This window comes from Agromyces excoecariae (assembly GCF_051715505.1).
Lineage (GTDB): Bacteria > Actinomycetota > Actinomycetes > Actinomycetales > Microbacteriaceae > Agromyces.
The window spans coordinates 62,391-82,889 of record NZ_JBPSLA010000016.1 but is presented as its reverse complement, the minus strand read 5'-3'; the positions used below and the strand labels follow the sequence as shown (position 1 = coordinate 82,889).

The 20,499-nt window shown below is 72.0% G+C and carries 18 protein-coding genes; 6 read left to right on the top strand and 12 right to left on the bottom strand.

Going from position 1 to position 20,499, the window contains the following annotated elements; translation table 11 throughout:
* Window positions 1-140 precede the first annotated feature (140 nt).
* The 3 genes from ACSJD1_RS16185 (at window position 141) to ACSJD1_RS16175 (ending at window position 1,959) form a co-directional block, all read left to right on the top strand.
* Entirely contained in the window at window positions 141-797 is a 657-nt protein-coding gene (locus tag ACSJD1_RS16185; RefSeq protein WP_438856313.1) for an ArsR/SmtB family transcription factor, read from the top strand.
* On the top strand, window positions 794-1,006 hold the full coding sequence (locus ACSJD1_RS16180; RefSeq protein WP_438856312.1) for a hypothetical protein: 213 nt from the start codon (window positions 794-796) through the stop codon (window positions 1,004-1,006). The genes ACSJD1_RS16185 and ACSJD1_RS16180 overlap by 4 nt, the downstream gene beginning before the upstream one ends.
* A gap of 104 nt (window positions 1,007-1,110) precedes the next feature.
* Window positions 1,111-1,959 carry an SDR family NAD(P)-dependent oxidoreductase gene (locus tag ACSJD1_RS16175; protein ID WP_438856311.1) on the top strand — a complete coding sequence of 283 codons (849 nt, stop codon included), beginning with the start codon at window positions 1,111-1,113 and terminating at the stop codon, window positions 1,957-1,959.
* Between the two features lie 94 nt (window positions 1,960-2,053).
* Here ACSJD1_RS16175 and ACSJD1_RS16170 read toward each other — a convergent pair whose 3' ends face one another.
* Together ACSJD1_RS16170 and ACSJD1_RS16165 are read right to left on the bottom strand one after the other, a co-directional pair.
* Window positions 2,054-4,336, bottom strand: a complete 2,283-nt coding sequence (locus tag ACSJD1_RS16170) for a polyribonucleotide nucleotidyltransferase (RefSeq protein ID WP_438856310.1) — start codon at window positions 4,334-4,336, stop codon at window positions 2,054-2,056.
* Window positions 4,337-4,656: 320 nt separating this feature from the next.
* Window positions 4,657-6,744, bottom strand: a complete 2,088-nt coding sequence (locus ACSJD1_RS16165) for a glycosyltransferase (RefSeq protein ID WP_438856309.1) — start codon at window positions 6,742-6,744, stop codon at window positions 4,657-4,659.
* 195 nt (window positions 6,745-6,939) lie between these two features.
* Between ACSJD1_RS16165 and ACSJD1_RS16160 the strand changes: the two genes are divergently transcribed.
* Window positions 6,940-7,146 (top strand): dodecin family protein, encoded by a 207-nt coding sequence (locus ACSJD1_RS16160; protein ID WP_438856308.1) that lies wholly within the window; start codon window positions 6,940-6,942, stop codon window positions 7,144-7,146.
* Between the two features lie 67 nt (window positions 7,147-7,213).
* Here ACSJD1_RS16160 and ACSJD1_RS16155 read toward each other — a convergent pair whose 3' ends face one another.
* The 8 genes from ACSJD1_RS16155 to ACSJD1_RS16120 form a co-directional block, all read right to left on the bottom strand.
* On the bottom strand, window positions 7,214-9,505 hold the full coding sequence (locus ACSJD1_RS16155) for a cell wall-binding repeat-containing protein (protein ID WP_438856307.1): 2,292 nt from the start codon (window positions 9,503-9,505) through the stop codon (window positions 7,214-7,216).
* A 328-nt stretch (window positions 9,506-9,833) separates the two neighbouring features.
* Window positions 9,834-10,463: a CE1759 family FMN reductase gene (locus ACSJD1_RS16150; RefSeq protein WP_438856306.1), complete on the bottom strand. Its 630-nt coding sequence runs from the start codon at window positions 10,461-10,463 to the stop codon at window positions 9,834-9,836.
* Complete coding sequence (locus tag ACSJD1_RS16145) at window positions 10,460-11,680, bottom strand: LLM class flavin-dependent oxidoreductase (protein ID WP_438856305.1); 1,221 nt, start codon at window positions 11,678-11,680, stop codon at window positions 10,460-10,462. The genes ACSJD1_RS16150 and ACSJD1_RS16145 overlap by 4 nt, the downstream gene beginning before the upstream one ends.
* A gap of 85 nt (window positions 11,681-11,765) precedes the next feature.
* Window positions 11,766-12,521, bottom strand: coding sequence for a fructosamine kinase family protein (locus tag ACSJD1_RS16140; protein WP_438856402.1), 756 nt, complete (start codon window positions 12,519-12,521; stop codon window positions 11,766-11,768).
* 80 nt (window positions 12,522-12,601) lie between these two features.
* On the bottom strand, window positions 12,602-14,230 hold the full coding sequence (locus ACSJD1_RS16135) for a M28 family metallopeptidase (RefSeq protein ID WP_438856304.1): 1,629 nt from the start codon (window positions 14,228-14,230) through the stop codon (window positions 12,602-12,604).
* A gap of 121 nt (window positions 14,231-14,351) precedes the next feature.
* The gene (locus ACSJD1_RS16130; protein WP_438856303.1) at window positions 14,352-14,987 is read right to left on the bottom strand and encodes a hypothetical protein; all 636 of its coding nucleotides are present in this window, start codon (window positions 14,985-14,987) and stop codon (window positions 14,352-14,354) included.
* 44 nt (window positions 14,988-15,031) lie between these two features.
* The gene (locus ACSJD1_RS16125; RefSeq protein ID WP_438856302.1) at window positions 15,032-15,919 is read right to left on the bottom strand and encodes an LLM class flavin-dependent oxidoreductase; all 888 of its coding nucleotides are present in this window, start codon (window positions 15,917-15,919) and stop codon (window positions 15,032-15,034) included.
* A gap of 9 nt (window positions 15,920-15,928) precedes the next feature.
* A complete protein-coding gene (locus tag ACSJD1_RS16120) occupies window positions 15,929-16,966 on the bottom strand; it encodes an EamA family transporter (protein WP_438856301.1) in 1,038 nt (345 codons plus the stop codon).
* A gap of 93 nt (window positions 16,967-17,059) precedes the next feature.
* On the opposite strand from ACSJD1_RS16120, the gene ACSJD1_RS16115 reads away from it, so the two are divergent.
* On the top strand, window positions 17,060-17,608 hold the full coding sequence (locus ACSJD1_RS16115; RefSeq protein ID WP_438856300.1) for a CGNR zinc finger domain-containing protein: 549 nt from the start codon (window positions 17,060-17,062) through the stop codon (window positions 17,606-17,608).
* A gap of 30 nt (window positions 17,609-17,638) precedes the next feature.
* On the opposite strand, the gene ACSJD1_RS16110 is transcribed toward ACSJD1_RS16115, so the two are convergent.
* Together ACSJD1_RS16110 and rpsO are read right to left on the bottom strand one after the other, a co-directional pair.
* Entirely contained in the window at window positions 17,639-18,763 is a 1,125-nt protein-coding gene (locus ACSJD1_RS16110) for a M24 family metallopeptidase (RefSeq protein WP_438856299.1), read from the bottom strand.
* A 280-nt stretch (window positions 18,764-19,043) separates the two neighbouring features.
* On the bottom strand, window positions 19,044-19,313 hold the full coding sequence (rpsO, locus tag ACSJD1_RS16105; RefSeq protein WP_127793104.1) for a 30S ribosomal protein S15: 270 nt from the start codon (window positions 19,311-19,313) through the stop codon (window positions 19,044-19,046).
* A 236-nt stretch (window positions 19,314-19,549) separates the two neighbouring features.
* On the opposite strand from rpsO, the gene ACSJD1_RS16100 reads away from it, so the two are divergent.
* On the top strand, window positions 19,550-20,419 hold the full coding sequence (locus ACSJD1_RS16100) for a hypothetical protein (protein WP_438856298.1): 870 nt from the start codon (window positions 19,550-19,552) through the stop codon (window positions 20,417-20,419).
* Window positions 20,420-20,499 lie beyond the last annotated feature (80 nt).

Genomic DNA, 20,499 nt, shown 5'->3' with positions numbered 1-20,499 from the left:
CCCCGAGACGCCGACTGACGCCCGTTGTAGCACCGCACACGCGAGGCGGCAAGAGTCCACCGGAGCTTCCTCGGGTCGCCTCCGCCACGCGATGCAAAGAAACCCTTGCAAACAGTTCTTTGCAAGGATATCTTTGCATCATGGCCGATCCGACCGACGACATCGAAGCGCAGCCGAGCAGCACCCGGCACCCCGGCATCGATCACGTGCTCTCGACCGAGAGCCTGAAGAGCCTCGCGCATCCGCTGCGGGTGCAGATCTACGACGAGCTCTCGACGTACGGCCCGTTCACCGCGAGCGGCCTCGCCGAGCGGCTCGGCGAGTCGAGCGGGGCGACGAGCTACCACCTCCGGCAGCTCGCGAAGGCGGGACTCGTGCAGGAGGTGACCGGCCGCGGCAAGGGTCGCGAACGCTGGTGGGAGCGCCGGCCGGGGTCGATCGCGATCCCCGACGCGCGAAACCTCCCTCCGGGCAGCGCCGAACGGCTCGCGGTCAAGCTCGTGGAGGACGAGTGGTTCCGCTCGCGGGATCAGAACTTCCGCGAGTTCCTCGCCACGGGCGAGGAGGTGTTCGGCAGCGACTGGCTCGACATCGCGACATCCGACACCATCAACCTGAAGCTGACCCCCGACCAGCTGCACGGGCTCGTGGCCGACATCGACGCCGTGCTGAAGCGGTACATCGACGCGTACAAGCGCACGCCGTCGCCCGGATCGCGCCCGGTGCAGATCCACATCAACGCCTTCCCGCTGGTTCGCGGGCAGGCACCCGACTCCGACGGAACGGAACAGCCATGAACACGCTCACCGTCTCCCCCGCATCCGGCCGGGCCTCCGACCTGGCCGTGCGCGCGGGGCTGGCCCTCGCGAGATGGGGTCGCCGGCGCACCATCCGCCGCACCGATCGCGAGCGGATGCTGCGGGCCATCGCCGAGCGGTCGGCGGCGCGCGACGCGACCGAGGCCAACGCGCGGGTCCACTCCGCGGCGCGCCTGATGCTCATGTAGGACGGCCCGCGCGGTGCGCGCGTATCGCGTGCACCGCTCGGGTTTGGTCCAGCGCCGATGGCATGTCAGGGTGTACTGCCCGATCCACCCCGCGAAGGAGCGCCATGATCCGCCGACGTCCCCTGCAGCTCGACGGTCGGCTCGCCGTCGTCACCGGCGCCGGCAGCGGGATGGGGCGGGCATCGGCCGAACTGCTCGCGGCTCGAGGGTGCGCGCTCGCGCTCGTCGACCGCGACGCCGCCGCCATGGAGGCGCTCGCGAGCACGCTGCGCGCCGGCGGGACGACCCTCAGCGTCCACGCGATCGACCTCGCCGACCTCGCCGCGGTCGCCGCGCTGCCCGACGCGGTCGAGGCGGACCACGATCGCGCGCCGAGCGTCCTCCTCAACTGCGCGGGCGTGTCGATGCTCGGCAGCTTCGAGCAGGCCACGCTCGAGGAGTTCCGCTGGGTGGTCGACATCAACCTGTGGGGCACGGTCGCGATGACGAAGGCGTTCCTGCCGGCTCTCATCGCCGCCGGCGACGCGCACATCGCCAACGTGTCGAGCCTGTACGGCCTCGCCGCGCCGGCGGGCCGGGTCCCGTATGTCACGTCGAAATTCGCCGTGCGCGGGTTCACCGACGCGCTCCGCCACGAGCTCGAGACGACGGATGTCTCGGTCTCGGCGATCTACCCGGGCGGCGTGCAGACCGGCATCATCCACCACGCCCGCGTCGCCGCCGCCGTCGCGCCCGGTGCCGCCGCCCGCGCGGCCGACGCCCAGGCGGCCCTCTACCGAACGACGCCCGCCCAGGCCGCTGAGCGCATCGTCGACGGCATCGTCCGCCGCCGCCCCCGGGTCTTCATCGGCCGGGACTCGCGGCTCAGCGACCTGGTCACGCGCGTCGCGCCCGTCGGCTACTGGAACGTCATGCGCGGCATCGTCTCGGCGGCGGCCGACACGCGCGGGTAGCGGCCGCCGCCCGGACGACGGGTGCCGGACGACGGACGACGGATGCCCGCCCCGACGAGGTCGGGACGGGCATCCGGTGGAGCGAGCGGATCGACTACGCGTCGACGCCCTCGGCAGGCGCCTCGGCGTGCTCGCCGGTCGCGGCGCGGCCGTCGGTGTCGGCCTCCTCCGCGATGACGGGAGCCAGCGAGAGCTTGCCGCGGTCGTCGACCTTGGTGATCTCGACGAGGATCTTCTGGCCGACGCCGAGCACGTCCTCGACGTTCTCGACGCGCTTGCCGCCGGCGAGCTTGCGCACCTCGGAGATGTGCAGCAGGCCGTCCTTGCCGGGCAGCAGCGAGATGAAGGCGCCGAAGGCGGCGATCTTCACGACGGTGCCGAGGAACTGCTCGCCGACCTCGGGGTTGGTCGGGTTGGCGATCGCGTTCACGGCGGCACGGGCGGCCTCGGCCGAGGGGCCGTCGGTCGCGCCGATGTAGACGGTGCCGTCCTCCTCGATCGAGATGTCGGCGCCGGTGTCGTCCTGGATGCCGTTGATCGTCTTGCCCTTCGGGCCGATCAGCTCGCCGATCTTGTCGACCGGGATCTGCACGCTGATGACGCGCGGCGCGGTGGGCGCCATCTCGTCGGGGCCGTCGATGGCGGCGTTCAGCACCTGCAGGATCGTGGTGCGCGCCTCCTTGGCCTGGGTCAGCGCACCCGCGAGCACCGAGGCGGGGATGCCGTCGAGCTTCGTGTCGAGCTGGATCGCCGTGACGAACTCCGACGTGCCGGCGACCTTGAAGTCCATGTCGCCGAGCGCGTCCTCGGCACCGAGGATGTCGGTGAGGGCCGCGTAGCGGGTCTCACCGTCGACGGTGTCGGAGATGAGGCCCATCGCGATGCCGGCGACCGGGGCGCGCAGCGGCACGCCGGCGTTGAGCAGCGACAGGGTCGAGGCGCAGACCGAGCCCATCGACGTCGACCCGTTCGAGCCGAGCGCCTCGGAGACCTGGCGGATGGCGTACGGGAACTCCTCGCGCGTCGGCAGCACGGGCACGAGCGCACGCTCGGCGAGCGCGCCGTGGCCGATCTCGCGGCGCTTGGGCGAACCCACACGACCCGTCTCACCCGTCGAGTAGGGCGGGAAGTTGTAGTTGTGCATGTAGCGCTTCTTGGTGACCGGGCTCAGCGAGTCGATCTGCTGCTCGAGCTTCAGCATGTTCAGCGTGGTGACGCCCAGGATCTGGGTCTCGCCGCGCTGGAAGATCGCGGAACCGTGCACGCGCGGGATGACCTGCACCTCGGCGTCGAGCGGGCGGATGTCGGCGAGACCGCGACCGTCGATGCGCACGCCCTCGGAGAGCACGCGCGAGCGGACCACGAGCTTGGTGACCGACTTGTAGGCGGCCGACACCTCACCGTTGGCCGACTCGGGCAGCTCGCCCGCCTCGACCTTGGCGGCGATGGCCTCCTTGACGCGCGCCTTCAGTGCGTCGTCGGCGTCCTGGCGCTCGACCTTGCCGGCGATCTGGTAGATGCCCTTCAGCTCGTCGTAGGCGAGGGCGGCGACGGCGTCGTAGGTCTCGCTCTGGTACGGCGGGAACGTCGGGTAGTCGGCGGTGGGCTTCGCGGCGGTCTTCGCGACCGACTGCTGGGCCTCGACGAGCTGCTTGATGAACGGCTTGGACGCCTCGATGCCCTCAGCGATGACGGTCTCGTCGGGCTTCACGGCGCCGGCCTGGATGAGGTTCCACGCGTTGTCGGTGGCCTCGGCCTCGATCATCATGATCGCGACATCCTGCGAGCCGTCGGCCTCGGTCACGACCCGGCCGGCGACGACCATGCTGAAGACCGCGTCCTCGAGCTGCGAGTGCTTGGGGAACGCGACCCACTGGCCGTCGATGAGCGCGACGCGCACGCCGCCGACCGGGCCGGAGAACGGCAGGCCGGACAGCTGCGTCGAGAGCGACGCGGCGTTGATGGCGAGCACGTCGTAGAGCTCGTCGGGCTCGATCGCGAGCACCGTGACGACGACCTGCACCTCGTTGCGGAGGCCCTCGACGAACGAGGGACGCAGCGGGCGGTCGATCAGGCGGCAGGTGAGGATCGCCTCGGTCGAGGGGCGGCCCTCACGGCGGAAGAACGAGCCGGGGATCCGACCCGCGGCGTACATGCGCTCCTCGACGTCGATCGTGAGCGGGAAGAAGTCGAAGTGCTCCTTGGGCTGCTTCGACACCGACGTGGCCGAGAGCAGCATGGTCTCGTCGTCGATGTATGCCGCCGCGGAGCCCTGCGCCTGCTGGGCGAGGCGCCCCGTCTCGAATCGGACGGTGCGGGTGCCGAATCGACCGTTGTCGATGATCGTCTCGGCGAACGTGATCTCAGGACCTTCCAAGAGGTCTCTCTCCTTTGTTTCGGCTCGCACGCCCGTGTGGCGCGCGAGGTGAACAAGGAGCAGGAACAGGCAGATCTCAGGACATCGCGTGATGCCGCCAGCGCTGGCCACCAGTAGAAGTCCACCAAGCTCTCGATTGGTAAGCCACCACAGGGGACCAGCTTCCTGCCGGCCTGCTCCAGTGCGCCCGATGCGGGCGCAAGCTCATGTTGAATTGAGCGGATGCCGCTCGGGCATCCTCAGCGAGCCTATCAGCCCGGCGTGTCGCGACCTAGCCGGGACCCAGCGGACGGACGCACGGATGCCGCAGCACGGCCCGATCACGCGCGGATTCCACGTCGATCGCGCCCGTCGCTCCGGCCCCGGAGATGGACGATCGAGTCGTGCTTGGCGACGCGCCCGTCGCCCGCCGTACGGCCGAGCAGTCGTCGGCCGGCCCAGGGCATCGCGTGGCGGAGCAGCCATTCGGCGTTCGGCAGTGGCGGCGCGTCGGGCTCGTCCGCGTCGCCGTGCAGCACGGCGTCGAGGCCGGCGAGCGCCGCGGCATCCGGCACGCCCAACACATCGGCCGCCGCGTAGGCCAGCGCGCGGTGGCCCGACGGGTTGAGGTGCACGCGATCCTCCGCCCACATTCCGCGGGCCGTGAGACCGGCGTGCGTCGAGGCATCCAGGACCATCGCCCCGGCGTCGCCGGCCCGCGCGACGAGCCGATCGGCGAAGCGCTCGAACGCGAGCCGCACCGTGCCGAGCCGCGCGTGCGCGGGAAGGAACGGCGTCACGACGAGCACGTCGCATCCGGAGGCCCGGAGTCCGTCGACGGCGTCGCCCACGCGGTCGGCCAGCATGTCGGCCCGGGCACCGACGCGGACGAGGTCGTTGCCGCCGATGAGCACCGTGACGAGGTCGGCCCCGAGCTCGCGGGCGCGGGGCAACTGGACGTCGATCGCATCGCCGATGCGCCGGCTGCGGACCGCGAGATTGCCGTACCCGATGCCGTCGCCCGACTGCGCGAGCAGCATCGCGAGGCGGTCCGCCCATCCGCGGTACTCCCCCGCGGCCATCCTCGACGAGTCGCAGAGGCCCTCGGTGACCGAGTCGCCGACGGCGACGAACCGCCGCCACGGCGGAGCGGACCGGGGTCCGTTCGGTTCGCGCGGCGACATCCGCTCGTCGCCCTCGACGCTCGAGGCCCGCGCGACGTCGCCCGCACCCGTCGCGGGGGCCACGGATGGCGCGGAACGGACCCGGTCCGGCATCGGCGCCGCGACGCCGACCGACCTGCCGGGATGCCCGCCCCCGCGCCGCAGTGCACGCGCGTGCTCGTAGTGTCCGAGGAGCTCGTCGCCGAGCGCCGACCAGCTCCGGCCCGCGACGCCCGCGCGCGCGGCTCGCCCGAACGCACGGCGCTTGGCGCCGTCGCCCGCCAGGTCGCGCACGCGGGCTGCGAGCTCGTCCATGTCGCCCGGCCGGTAGAGCCATCCGTCGCGACTGGAGCTCACGAGGTCGAGCGGACCGCCTCGCCCGGTGGCGACGACCGGCACACCGCTCGCGAGCGCCTCCTGGACGGTCTGGCAGAACGTCTCGCTCTCACCCGGGTGGACGAACACGTCGAGGCTCGCCATGGCCTCGGCCAGTGCGTCGCCGCCGAGGAAGCCGGTGAACGCGGCATCCGGGAGCATCGCCTCGAGCGCCGGCCGCGATGGGCCGTCGCCGATCACGACCAGGCGCACTCCGTCGACGGCCGACAGCGCCCGGAGGTCCTCGACCTGCTTCTCCGGAGCGAGCCGGCCCACGTACCCGACGAGCACCTCGCGGTCGGCGGCGAAGCGTCGTCGCCACTCGCGCGACCGCCGCTCGGGGCGGAACCGGTCGGTGTCGACCCCGCGCGCCCAGCGCCGCAGGCGCTCGACGCCGTACCCCTCGAGCTGCGCGATCGCCGCTGAGGAGGGCGCGAGCGTGAGGGTCGCGCGGCGGTGGAGGCGACCGACGTGGTTCGCGAGCGCGGGGGCCGCTCCGGGGAAGCGGTACCGCTCGGCGTAGGCCGGCACGTCCGTCTGGTAGACCGCGACGCTCGGCGCGCCGATGCGCTCAGCCGCCAGGACACCCTGCCATCCCAGCACGAACGGCGAGGCGAGGTGGACGACGTCCGGCGCGAAGTCGGCGAGCGTCGCGGCGAGGCGACGGGCGCCGGCGAAGGTCACCCGCACCTCCGGGTAGCCGGGCATCGGAACGGACCGGAGGAACTCCGCGCGCGCGCCGTGCAGGCCGTGCTCGACGGGGCCGGAGCGGGGAGCGAGGACGAGTGCCTCGTGGCCCTGCCGCTCGAGGTGGCGGAGCACCTGCAGCAGGGAGTGGGTGACGCCGTTCATGTGCGGGAGGAACGACTCGGCGAGCAGTGCGACTCTCACGCCGCCAGCATGGGTGCGACGGCGCGTGCGACACGAACCGGGACGACGTCGTCCGCCGAGGGTTCACCGAGCCGACGGATGCCGTTCGCGCGCCGGTCGTGAACGGGTCAACCCCTCGCGGCGCCCGCCGGGCGGGCGCATGATGGAGCCGGGCGCGCGCTCCGGTGCGTCCGGGATCGTTCGAGGGGGAACGCCATGTCATCGGTCGCACGTGTCACCACCATCACCGCCTTCTCCGAGAAGAGCTTCGAGGACGCCGTCGCGGTCGGCATCGCCCGATCCGTCGAGACGCTCCGCGGCGTCAGGGGCGCTTGGGTGAAGGAGCAGAAGGTCAAGGTCGAGGGCGGCAGCGTCGTCGAGTGGTCGGTCACCCTCGAGGTGACGTTCGTGCTCGACGACTGACCGGGCGCCGTCGGGGTGAGAGGTGCTGCCTCCCACCCCGACGGCGTCGTCGGCTCGCCTCGCCTGATCAGCCGCAGACCTCGAGGGCCTCGACCGTCGCGCCGAGCGCACCGGGACCGCCGAGCAGGATGACGCCGAGCACGCCGCTTTCCACGATGCCCGCCGCCGCAGATGATGGGATGCAGGCCCCGGGAGAGAGGTGGATCGGCGCTCCGAGCAGTCCGGCGAGTGGGCCTCCCGCAAGGGCGTCGGGAAAGCCAGAACCAGAGGCGATCAGCGCGAACTCCGCGTTCGCGAACACTGTCCCGTTCACCGCTGCGGCGGTCGAGTAGCGATCCGGGCCGGCGAGGCGCACGACCCGGTCCTCGCCACCGATGAGCTTCGCGAAGGATGCCTCGATGCCGGGGCTGATCGAACCGGTGCCTCCCGCGATGAAGAGCTCGTCGACGCCGAGGTCGTCGACGAGTGCGGCCGTCTGGGCATCGACCGAGGTCGCCGAACCGTCGACGAGCAGGACCGGTCCGCCGAGGGCGCCCGCGGCCGGCCCCGCCGCCAGCGCGTCGGGGAAGTTGCCCCCAGTCGCGAGGAACGCCGAGGCGGCGCCCGACGCCCCGAACGCGTCGCGCACGATCATCCGAGCGGTCTCGTACCGGGTCGGGCCCCCGAGACGGACGAGGTCGTCGGGCTCGTCGACGTAGCTCGCGAGCTGCCGGAACACGACGTCGGACACCGATCCGGTTCCCCCCGCCACGACGATCCGCTCGGGCCGGATCCGTCTCAGTTCGGCGGCGACCACCGCCGGGATCCGGTCGGCGGGAACCGTCAGCACCACGCCTCCCTTGTGAATCGCCGCGGGGCCCGCGGCGAGCGCGTCGGGGAAGTTGTAGGCGTTGGCGACATAGACGACCGGCGCACGCCCGCCGTCCTCGATCGCGGCCTTCGATATCTCGACGGCCGTGGCGAACCGGTCGGCTCCGCCGAGCCGCCCGACATCGAAGTAGCGGGGTTCGAGCGTGACGTCGCCGAGCTCGGCACGGATGCCTTCCTGGATCACGATGTCGGTGCGCGCGGCGAAGTAGCGGGCATCCTGCCAGTACTCGTCGCCGATCTCGTCGCGATCGACGGTGAAGTGCACCGCATACTCGCCCGGGGGGACGGGTCCGACGTCGAAGGTTCCGTCATCCGCCGTCGAGTACGGCCATTCGCGGACCGGGAGGTACGCACCGGAGTCGGCGTCGAGTCTCAGGAGCGTGACCTGCCCGGCGGTCGGCGCCGGTCCGACGCCGGGCTCCTCGACGAGCACCCTGCCGCCGACGCGACCGCCCGTCTGCAGCAGCGCGTCGATGCCGGATAGCACCTCGCCGTCGGCGACCGTGATCACTGCGCCCGTCGGCCCGACGCCTTCGGGGGTCCAGCGACCGCCGATGGTCCAGCGGTCGAGCAGGGTCGGCGCGAAGCCGATGGTGTACTCGCCCGGCTCGACGGCATGAAATTCCCACGCGCCGCGGTCTTCCTCACGCACTCGATCGAACCCGGCTGCCTGGTACGGGTTCCCCACCTTCCAGATGGTGACATCGCCCTGGAAGGGTCGTTCACCCTCCGGAGCGTGCACCCGCGCGATACCCTCGATCGCCGTGGTTCGCTCCAGCACGATGTCGAGGGCGACGGAATCACCTTCGCGGAGCAGCAGCAGCTGCCCCGGGTATCCGGGGTCGCCCGCTGCGAGACCGTTGTGGTTCTCGGACCTCCACTTCGGACCCGCGGAGAACCGCATGCCGTACTCGCCCGGGGCGACCGAGAGCGCGCGCCACGTTCCATCCGGCGAGACCGTCACGTGCGGGATGTTCAGCGCATTGTTGCAGCACTCGATGTAGTCGTCCATGTAGATGTACGCAGCACCGACGGGGCCGTCGACACCGGTGATCGTGCCGTGGAGATCGACTCCGCGGTCGAACCGCACGTCCGTTGTCACCGTGCCGCCAGGTTCGACGACGACCAGCTCGGACCCGCTTCGGCGGTGCGAGCCCCCCCACCACTCGTTGAGCAGGTCGTCCGAACCGTAGTGGGTGAAGCTGAGGTGGTACTCGCCCGGCGGAAGTTGGAACGAGAACGCACCCGCGCCGTCGCTCCGGGTGCTCCCGACGGCCAGACCGCCGGTGTTGGCGAACGAGGCGGTCTTGACCGACACCGTCGCGTACTGTCCCTCCGGGAGCGGCTGCCCGTCAGGCCCGGCGACGGTGCCCTGCACGAGGCCGAGCTCCGGCTCCCCCGCGTGCGCCGGCGCGAGCACGGGCTGTGCGAGGACGATGGCGAGAGCCGCGGCGAGCGCGGTCGGCAGGCGGGGGCGGCGAGGGCGCACAGGGTCTCCGTCGATCTGCGGCGCGGTCGGGCCCGGGCACGCGGAAGCGAGCATACCTGCCGCCGATCGCCCGCGTCGCGCGGCGGGTTCGCCCCCCCTGGATGGGGCCCGCTCGAGTTCGCCGACGTCGGCGCCGTGCTCGGCGACCGGCCGCTGGTCGCGATCGGTGTCTCCGTCGCTGCGGCGACCGTGCTCGGACTCGCGGTCGACGCCGCGATCCGCCTCGTCTCCGTGCGTCGCGGCCGATGAACCTTGCGCGCACGACGAAGCGGATGCCGCGTCCGGAACAGGTCCGGCCGCGGCATCCGCTCGCCTGGAGCGCTTGCCCCTACTCGCCCGCGAGCCCGCCCAGCAGGTGCCCCATCGGGCGATCGAGTGCGAACGGGTCGCTCACCATCTCGCTGCGGTCGGTCCGCTCGACGAGGTCGGCGAACTCGGTCGCGCCGCGGAAGATGCGGTCGGGCAGCGAACGGACGCCGTCGCCGCCGCCGCCCCAGTCGCCCGTCGCGGCGAAGACGCCGGTCGTCGCGGGGATCGCGTGCAGGTAGGTGAACAGCGGGCGGATCGAGTAGTCGATCGCGAGCGAGTGGCGCGGGGTGCCGCCCGTGGCGCCGATGAGCACCGGCAGGTCGGTCAGCGCCTGGGGGTCGATCACGTCGATGAACGACTTGAACAGCCCGGCGTAGCTCGTCGTGAAGATCGGCGTGACGACGATGAGGCCGTCGGCCGAGGCGACCGCGTCGAGCGCCTCCTCGAGCTTGGGCGGGGCGAAGCCCATGAGCAGGTGGTTCGTGATGTCGTGCGCGAGGTCGCGCAGCTCGAACACCTTCGCCTCGACCACGACGCCGCGCTCCTGCAGGAGGCCGGCGCTGTCGGCGAGGAGCCGATCGGCGAGCTGGCGGCTGGAGCTCGGGGTGGAGAGCCCCGCCGAGACGACGACGATCTTCCTGGTGGTCATCGTGCACCTGCCGTCCGGGTCGCGGCCGGGCCGAAGGCCGAACCGCCGACTGCCACCGGGGCCGGTCCGTCCTGGTACGGCGAGCCGAGCGTGAGGTTGTCTCCGCGGTTGGCGTTGGGGGTCGCCTGGCGCGGTGCGCCGTCCCCGTACTTCGCCTGCACGAGCGAGGCGTGGGTGGGCGCGTCGGGCACGTCGGCCGGCCGGTCCTTCGCGAACTCGCGGCGGAGCACCGGCACGACCTCCTCGCCGAGCAGGTCGAGCTGCTCGAGCACGGTCTTCAGCGGCAGGCCGGCGTGGTCGATCAGCCACATCTGGCGCTGGTAGTCGCCGACGTAGTCGCGGAAGCCGAGGGTGCGGTCGATGACCTCCTGCGGGCTGCCGACCGTCAGCGGGGTCTGCTGCGTGAACTCCTCCATGCTCGGGCCGTGGCCGTACACCGGCGCGTTGTCGAAGTACGGGCGGAACTCGTTCACGGCGTCCTGCGAGTTCCTGCGCATGAACACCTGGCCGCCGAGGCCCACGATCGCCTGCGCGGCGGTGCCGTGGCCGTGGTGCTCGTAGCGCTGGCGGTAGAGCGCGATCATGCGCTGCGTGTGGGACGCCGGCCAGAAGATGTGGTTCGCGAAGAACCCGTCGCCGTAGAAGGCGGCCTGCTCGGCGACCTCGGGCGTGCGGATCGAGCCGTGCCAGACGAAGGGAGGCACCCCGTCGAGCGGACGCGGCGTCGCCGTGAAGCCCTGGAGGGGCGTGCGGAACTTGCCCTCCCAGTCGACGACGTCCTCGCGCCAGAGGCGGTGGAGGAGCTCGTAGCTCTCGATCGCGATGGGCAGGCCCTGGCGGATGTCCTTGCCGAACCAGGGGTAGACCGGGCCGGTGTTGCCGCGGCCGAGCATCAGGTCGGCCCGACCGTTCGACACGTGCTGGAGCATCGCGTAGTCCTCGGCCAGCTTCACCGGGTCGTTGGTGGTGATGAGCGTGGTCGCCGTCGAGAGCTGCAGCGTGCTGGTCTGCCCGGCGATGTAGGCGAGCGTCGTGGTGGGCGAGGACGACCAGAACGGCGGGTTGTGGTGCTCACCGAGCGCGAAGACGTCGAGACCGACCTCCTCCGCGTGCTTGGCGATGGTCAGCGTCGCCTGGATCCGCTCGGCCTCGCTCGGGGTGCGGCCGGTCGTGGGGTCCTGCGTGATGTCGCTGACGGTGAAGATTCCGAACTGCATGTCGCCCTCCTGGGCTCCTTCTCTCGTTCCATGCTTTTGCATGCAATTGACCAGAACGGATGACCCGGTCGAAGTATTCCCGACGTCATCCGGCCAGGTCGAGCACGGCCTGCGCCGCTTCCGCGAGCGCGATCCCGTAGGCGCGGCCGTGCCCGGCGGCGTGGACGGCGAGCGGATGCAGCTGGTGCAGCGGGATGCGCTCCCGCCATCCGTGCCGCAGCGGAGCGACCCCGTCGTACGCCGCGAGGACCTCGTCGAGGAACGGGCACCCGAAGAGCGCGAGCATCGCGAGGTCGGTCTCGCGATGACCGCCGTGCGCGGCCGGGTCGATGAGGACGACGCCGTCGGCCGACCACAGCACGTTGCCGTTCCAGAGGTCGCCGTGCAGGCGCGCGGGCGGCTCGCCGTCGTCGAACGCGCCCGCCGCAACGGCGTCGCACGCCCGCCGGACGAGCGCGGCCTCTGCGGCCGTCAGGTTCCCGGCGTCCTCGGCGACCGGCACGAACGGCAGCACGCGGTCGCGCGCGTAGAAGGTCCCCCAGGAGGCCTCGGCGGCAGCGGGCATCGAGCGGCGCCCGATGAACAGCGAGCCGTGCCATCCGGCGGGGCGGGCCCCGAACGACCCGGCACCGGCGTCGTGGGTGCGTGCGAGGGCCGCGCCGAACGCGGCGGCCGCGCCGTGGGAGGGTCGCACCTCGTCGATGCGCTCGAGCTCGATCCATCCGGGTCCGACGGCCGAGACGCCGGCGACTCGAGCGCCGCGAGCCGCCGCGAGCCACGCGAGCCCGGCCGCCTCGGCCTCGAAGAACCCGTCGGGGGCGTCGTCCCGTCGCTTGAGGATCGTCTGCACCGCCCCAGTTTCGCCCACGGACGCGGGGCCCGTCGCGTCGCGACGGGCCCCGCTGATCGGATCGAGGAGGACTACTCGGTCTCGGTCGGTCCGTGCTCGTGGTCGTGTCCGCCCACGAGGTCGGGGTCGAGGCCACCGGCGTTGCCGCCGATCGTGCCCTCGGGTCCGGCGGGTGCGGGCAGCTTGAGGCCGCCGGGCACCTTCACGCCCTTCACGCCGTTCACCGACTCGGTCGAGTACGAGTACGCGAGCACCGCGGTGGCGATCGCATCGATGTTGACGTCGAGCGCGTGCTCGTTCACGTTGTCGATCGTGTCGCAGGCCTGGTGGTAGCACGGGTCGTACGACGCACCGGCGGTGCCGCCCCAGATGGACGCCTGCTCCTCGGTCTTGACGACCTCGGCGCCCGTGAAGAGGCCACCGGCAGGGATGCCGACGCGGATGAAGGCGTCGTAGTCGCTGCGACCGCTGAACTGCGCGTCGTCGTACGGCTCGCCGACCGACGTGTAGTAGCTCTCGAAGAGCTTCTCGATGGCGATCGAGCCGTCGGGGATCGGCACGCCCGCGGGCGCGAGCCAACCGGACTCGTCACCGTCGTACACCATGAAGATGTAGTTGGGCGAGGCGACCATGTCGAAGTTCAGGTACAGCGCGATGCGGTCCTGCTCCTCCTGGCTGAGCCCGGCGACGTACGCTTCGGAGCCGAGCAGTCCCGCCTCCTCGGCGCCCCACCACGCGAGCCGGATGGTGTTCTGCGGCTCGAGCTTGGAGAGGTTCTGCGCGAGCTCGAGCAGCGACGCCGAGCCGCTGCCGTTGTCGTTGATGCCCGGGCCGCGCTGGACCGAGTCGAGGTGCGCACCGGCCATCACGACGTTGTCGTCGTTCAGGCCGGTCTTCTCCGCGATGATGTTCTTCTGCGGGCGCAGCTCGGGCGCCGGTACCGCGACTCGGGCGCTCGACCCGGGTTCGGCGAGGGCGAGGCCCTGCTCGTAGCTGGCGCCGACGACCGGGATTCCGACCACGTCCGAGCCGCCGAGCGTACCGACGATGAGGCCCTGGCGGTCGTCGCCCGTCGTGTTGCCCTGGTTGAAGATGATCACGCCAGACGCGCCTGCAGCCTCGGCATTCAGCGCCTTGATCGCGAAGCTGCACGCGCCGCGCTGGATCAGCGCGATGTTGCCGGCCTGGAAGCCGGCGAAGTCGGCCGCCTCGCAGCCGCTCGAGCTCGTGTTGCCGAGACCGAGCTGCAGGTCGACCGGCGACACCGTCGCCGTGACGTCGCCGGCGCCGCTGCCGGTGTACGCACCGGTCTCGTACACGGCACTGAACGGGCTGATCTGCTGCAGCTCCGCCGGACCGACGTACGTGAAGTCGAAGTCGTCGATCGACACGTCCCAGCCGGCGGCCTCGAGCGTCTCGACCACGTACTCGACGCTGTCCTCGTAGCCCTCGGTGCCCGCTGCGCGGTTGCCGCCGTTGGCATCCGCGATGTCCTGCAACTCCTGCAGGTGCTCCATTGCACCGTCGGCGTCGACGCACGCGAGCAGGCTCGAGATCGTCGTATTGTTCCGGTTCTCGCAACCCTTGGCGGCCGGAGCCCCCAGTGCGGCGCCGGCGGGAACCAGCGCCAACGCCGCGACCGCCGCTGTGCTGGTCGCGAGCACGGCGGCGCGGCGGGAAAGCCTCGTAGTTCGATACATCGTCTCTCCTATTCGGAGGGCGTCCTCGTCGACGCCCCTCCCGCGAGAGACTACGTGCCCGGACGCGGGAGGTAACAGTCTTGACTTCGCGGAGACCTCCGACTAAGCCATCGACGATTCCTCAGGATCGGTCGTCCTCGGGTGCCCCACCGCCGTTGCCCGTGATCGCCCCGAGTCCGCTGAGATCGAGGTCGACCCGATACGGCCGGCCGGTGCCCTCGATGAGCGCCGGCACGCTGGCGTAGCGGCCGTGCTCGACCCGCAACGCGTCGAGCACGTCGCGCCAGCCCGCGTCGGCGGCGTCGCCGAGGAAGCCCGCATGGCGCGGTCGGTCGCCGCCGACCAGCTGGACGCCGATGCGGTACCGCGGCGAGAGCCAGCGGCGCGCCCGCGGCACCAGGATCGCCCGCTGCGTCTCGCCGCCGTGCAGGCGGGCGAGGTCGATGGCCGGCTGGTGCCGGTGGACGTCGACGACGGGGACGACCGTCCGCACGTCGGCGGCGACCGGCGCGGCGTCGACGACCTCGATGCCGTCGAGGCTCGTGAGGTCGCCCATGGGATCGGGATTGCGCATCCGTCGCTCGCGGACGAACGCGACGACGCCCCACGCGGCGGTCAGTGCGATCGCGACCACGAGGGCGACGAGCCATCCGCCGCTGTCCGGCCGGATGACGCCGGTGAGCAGCAGTAGCGCCACGAGGACGAGGTACGGCAGGGGCTCCCAGCGGAGCGGGGAGACGAAGCGGGGCGCGGGCACCCCGACAGGCTACCGGGCGCGCAGACGCGGGGCCCCGAGGCGGCTCACCTGAGCGCCGGCAGCCTCGCCCCGATCTCCTCGAGCACCGCCTCACTGCCCGCGTACAGACCGTGCTCGCGCGGTCGGTGCGACACCACGTCGGTGAAGCCCAGTTCGCGAGCGCGCCCGACGGCGTCCTCGAACGCCGCGACGCTCGCCATGGAGTACCGCGCGTCGCTGTCGAGCGAGAGCACCCGGTCGAACTCGTCGGATGCCCGATCCTCGACCGCCAGGGCGTCCTCGAGCCGCGCGACGCGACCGGCGAGCTGCGCCCACCACGCGGCATCCGTCTCGAGGTCGCCCCCGGTGGTCACCCAGCCCGAGCCGTATCGTGCGGCGAGTCGCATCGCGCGCGGGCCGTTCGCGGCCATGAGGAACGGCATGCGCGGTTGCTGAGAGGGCTCGCCGACCATCCGCGCGGCGACCGCGGAGAAGTGGTCGCCCGAGTACGAGATGCCCGTTCCGGAACCACGCTCGAATCGCAGCAGCACGTCGAGCGCCTCGGTGAACTCGCGGAACCGGTCGAACCGGTCGCGGGCCGAGAGCTCGGACTGCCCGAGGACGTAGGCATCGAACCCGGTGCCGCCGGAGCCGAGGCCGAGGATCAGGCGTCCGCCGGAGACCTGGTCGAGCGTCGCGACGTCCTTCGCGAACGGCACGGGGTGCCGGTAGTTGGGGCTCGCGACGAACGTGCCGAGCCGGATCCGCTCGGTGACCATCGCGGCGGCCGTGAGGGTGGGCACCGTCGCATGCCACCGCTCCCCCGCCAGCCCTCGCCAGGAGAGGTGGTCGTAGGTCCAGGCGTGGTCGAAGCCGAGCTCCTCGGCCTGCCGCCAGCGCCGCGCCGCCTCCGGCCAGTCGTACTGGGGCAGGATGACGAGGCCGAATCGCATGGCCCGAGCCTACGCCGAGGTCGAGATCGGGCCCGTCGGCAGCCCCGCACGCGAGTCCGCGGAGGGCCCGACGGGCGGATCGATCGACGCGTCGGCCGGAACCGGGAGCACGTCCGGGTCGGCGACCAGCGTGGCCGCGTCCCGCGGCGTGCGCTCGAGCTTGACGAGCACGATGCCGCCCAGGATCAGCGCGCCGCCGAGCATCTGCAGCGGCCCGAGCGCCTCGCCGAGGAGCGCCCAGCCGACGATGCCGGCGAAGATCACCTCGGAGAGCCCGAGGAAGGAGGACACGCGCGAGCCCAGCAGGCGGATGGCGGCGATGCCCGCCGAGTAGGCGAAGGCCGTGGAGACCGCACCGACCGTGAGGAGCGGGACCCACCACGGCGCGGTACCGCCGAGGAAGTCGACGTCGACGAGCGCCGCCTGCATCGGCATGAGGCCGAGCAGCCCCGCGACGCCGAGCGCGACCGCACCGACCACGAACCCGGCGGCGATGAGCGCGACGGGCGGCAGGTGCTCGGTCGCGCGCTCCCCGATCGCGTAGTAGACGCAGACGCCGATCATCGCGATCGCGGCGAACACGAGGCCCAGCGGATCGAGGTCGCCTCCGCCGGGCCCGATCACGAGCCAGAGGCCGACGAGCGCGAGGGCCGAGCCGCCGAGCACGATGAGTTGCGGCATCCGCCTCGTGGTCACCCAGGCGAAGAGGACGAGCGCGATCGGCGCGAGGTACTCGATGAGCAGGGTCATCGACACCGGGATGCGCTCGAGGGAGGCGTAGAACGCGAACTGGACGCCCGCGACGGCCACGACGCCGTACAGCAGCACGGTCCAGCGGGCGCGCCAGAGCGGCCTGAGGTCGAATCGCAGGGCGATGAGGGCGGGGACGACGAGGATCGCCGCCGCGATCGAGATGCGCGCGAGCACCGCCGCACCCGGAGACCAGCCCGCCTCGAGCAGGGGCTTCACGAACACCCCGCCTGCGCCGAACGCCAACCCGGCAGCGAGCCCGAGCGCGATGCCGACGATCCCCCGTGATGCACGCACGGCCGCCTCCTCCACAGTCCGCACGCGGTCGGCCCTGTGAGGACCGAACGCCGTTATGCTCGTGACAGTAGTCGAGCGGATGTCAGGAGTCAAATGATTTTCACCGATGACACGGTCGCGGCCCTCGGGTTCATGGCCGCGGTCGCCGACACCGTGCCCGGCGCGTCCGAATCCGGCGACGACGAGCTCGCCACGACGGGTCAGCTCGCCGGCCTGCTCGACGTGTGGGGGTTCTCCGGACGACGGGACGGCGACCGTCGGGAGCTCGAGGAGGTGCGCGCCGTCCGCGAGCGGCTGCGCGAGGTCTGGACCCTCGAGCGCGACCCGATGGCGGGCGCCGTGAACGCCATCCTCGAGGAGGCCCACGCGATCCCGCGCCTCGTACGGCACGACGCGCTCGACTGGCACATCCACGCCGTCTCGCAGGACCGGCCGCTCGCGGAGCGCATGCTCGTCGAGGCCGCGATGGCGCTCGTCGACGTGATCCGCGCCGACGGCATCGATCGACTCGCGCGCTGCCAGGCAGACGACTGCACGGGCGTGTTCGTCGACCTCTCGAAGAACGCGTCGAAGCGCTACTGCAGCACGCGCTGCGGCAACCGCATGGCGACCCGCGCGTACCGGGCGCGGAGCGCCGACTGAGGGCCGCGCGACGGGGCGGCCCGATCGCCTTCAGTGCACGATGGCCATCGCCTGCGGCGTGGTGTTCAGGCGGCGCCCGCCGTCGGCGGTGACGGTGACGATGTCCTCGATGCGCACGCCGAAGCGGCCCGGCAGGTAGACGCCCGGCTCGATCGAGAAGCACATGCCGGGTTCGAGCGGCGTCGCCTCGCCCTCCACCATGTACGGCGGCTCGTGGGTCGTGAGCCCGATGCCGTGGCCGACGCGATGGATGAAGTACTCGCCGTACCCGGCCTCCGCGATCACCGCGCGCGCGACGCGGTCGATCTCCTGGCACGGCACGCCGGGCCGTACCGCTTCGAACCCCGCCTGCTGGGCGCGGACCACCAACTCGTGCACCGCCCGCTCCTCGTCGGTCGGCTCGCCGACGTGGACCGTGCGGGTCGTGTCGGAGCCGTATCCGTGCTTCAGCCCGCCGAAGTCGAGCACGACCATGTCGCCGTCCTCGATCACGCGATCGCCCTGCTCGTGATGGGGATTCGCGCCGTTCGGCCCCGAGCCGACGACCGTGAAGTCGACCTGCGAGTGCCCGTGCGCGATGAGCGAAGCCGCGAGGTCCGCGGCGACCTCCGCCTCGGTCCGGCCTGCGAACCGCACGTCGAGGATCTCGCCGTACGCCGCGTCGGCGGCCGCAGCGGCTGCGGCGAGCCGTTCGAGTTCGTCGTCGTCCTTCACGGCTCGGAGCATCGGCAGCGCGGTCGTCATCGACACGTACGACGTGGTCGCGAGCCGATCCTGGAGGCCGAGGAGGTGCATCGCCCACGCGGAGTCCGACATCGCATAGCGCCCCGGCGCGATGAGCGTCGCGGCCGCGGCGTACGGGTCCTCGCCGTCCATCCAGTCGACGAACCGCAGCACGGGGGCGGCGGTGGCACGCTCGGCATCGGGTCGTTCGAGCTTCGGGACGACGAGCGACGGATCGCCCTCGACCGGTACCACGAGCATCGTGAGGCGTTCGGTGATGGCGACGGGGAGATATCCGGTGAGGTAGCGGAGGTCTGGACCGGGCGTGACGACGAGTCCCTCGAAACCCGCGTCGGCCGCCGAGCGCGCGGCACGGCGCAGGCGCGCGGCGAAGTCGTCGGCGGTGAAGGGGACTGGGGTCGATCCGGTCATCGCGGTCCTCCTCGGGCGGCCGCGGGCGGCCGTGCCCGCGGTCGGTCGGAGGCTAGCGGTCGAGCGCTCCCGCGGCCGGGCCTTCCGACCCGCGGGAGGGCGGCGGGCCGTGCGCGCCCGGGCTCGCCGAGCGGATGCCGCGGCATCCGCTCGTGCGACCTCGGCACGCGAGACGACGAAGGCCCCCGGCCGGCTCGTGGTGAGCCGGGCGGGGGCCTTCGCAAGAAGTTCGCGGTGTCGTCGAGAGCCGCGCGGGCCACCGTGCGGTGGCCGGGTGCGCTTAGCGGCGCAGCCCGAGACGCTCGATGAGCGAGCGGTAGCGGTTGATGTCGACGTCGGCGAGGTAGCCGAGCAGACGACGACGCTGACCGACGAGGAGCAGCAGGCCACGACGCGAGTGGTGGTCGTGCTTGTGCTCCTTGAGGTGCTCGGTGAGGTCCTTGATCCGCTTGGTGAGGATCGCGATCTGGACCTCGGGGGATCCAGTGTCACCGGGGTGAGTCGCGTACTCTTCGATGATCGCCTTCTTGATGTCTGCATCCAGTGCCATAGATGGGATCCCTTCTTCTCGTTGCGCGCTGCCCGGGGCCTGATGCCTGGGCTCTCTTGATGCGCGGCCGTTTCACGGCAACCTCAAGAGTCTAGCAGAGCGGATGCCCCGGGGCTGACGGAGGGGGCACTCCCCCAGGTGCTGAGGCCCGCCATCGCGCGCGTCGGATCACCCCCGTCGGCGGGATACCTCGCCACCCGTCGCGGGAGTATCGTGCTGCACGGATCGGATCGGTCATGGCGTCGGATGACGAACGACGGAACCAGCTCCTGGCACGGGTGTATTCCCGCACCGGACAGGACGAGCCGCGCACCGAGCACGTGGATCCGGCGACGGGAGAACCCCGCTGGGCGAGCGACAGCGAGTGGGAGCTGCTCGAACTCGAGGGTCGCGGAGCGCGTCCGTCGGACGGCGGCGTCGAGGTGGCCGCTCCGGCGGGTTCGCCCGCCGGCAGCGCCTCGCTCGCCGACCCGTGTGCCGGCCGCTCCGGACTCGCCCCGCAGGCGCCCGGTCTTCGACGGCGCCGGCGCGCCGTGGTCGTCGCGTCGATCGCCGCCGGCCTGGCCGTCACCGCGACGTCGGCCGCCTGGGGCTGGTGGTCGTCGCGCTCGGCGACGGTGCCCGCGGACGCGGTGGTCGAGCTCTCGATCGCTCCGCGCGCCCCGGTGCCGGCCCAGGCCGCCGCCCGCATCGGGGCCGGCGAGCCCGCGCGCGGACGGGGCGCGATGGCCGTGTTCCAGGATCCGGAACGGAGCCGCGGTTCGTTGCCGGGCTGGCTCGAGGCGACGTTCCCCTCGTCCAGGGTCGCGCAGGTGCTCGGACCGGACGGACCGATCCCGGCCGTCGGCGTGTACGCCGTCACGACGACCGGCCAGGTCGCGTGCCTGATCGTGCGGATCGAGGCGAAGCGGATGGTGTGGGACTGCACCGCCGTGGACACGCTCGTATCCGACGGGCTGGTGATGCGGACCCCGATCCCGGCGAGCCTCGGGTCGGGCGACGATCCCGACGGCGACGGGGTCTCCGGCGACGCGGCGGTCACCGACGTCCTGGTGGCCGAATGGCACGCCGACGGGACGTTCCGCATCGCTCGCGAAGCCCGGTGACGTCGACCGGCCGCTCGCGTCGACCGACCTGATGTCGTGCCCGGCGGGACGACCTTGCCCGCGGGCACGCTCGTCTCGTC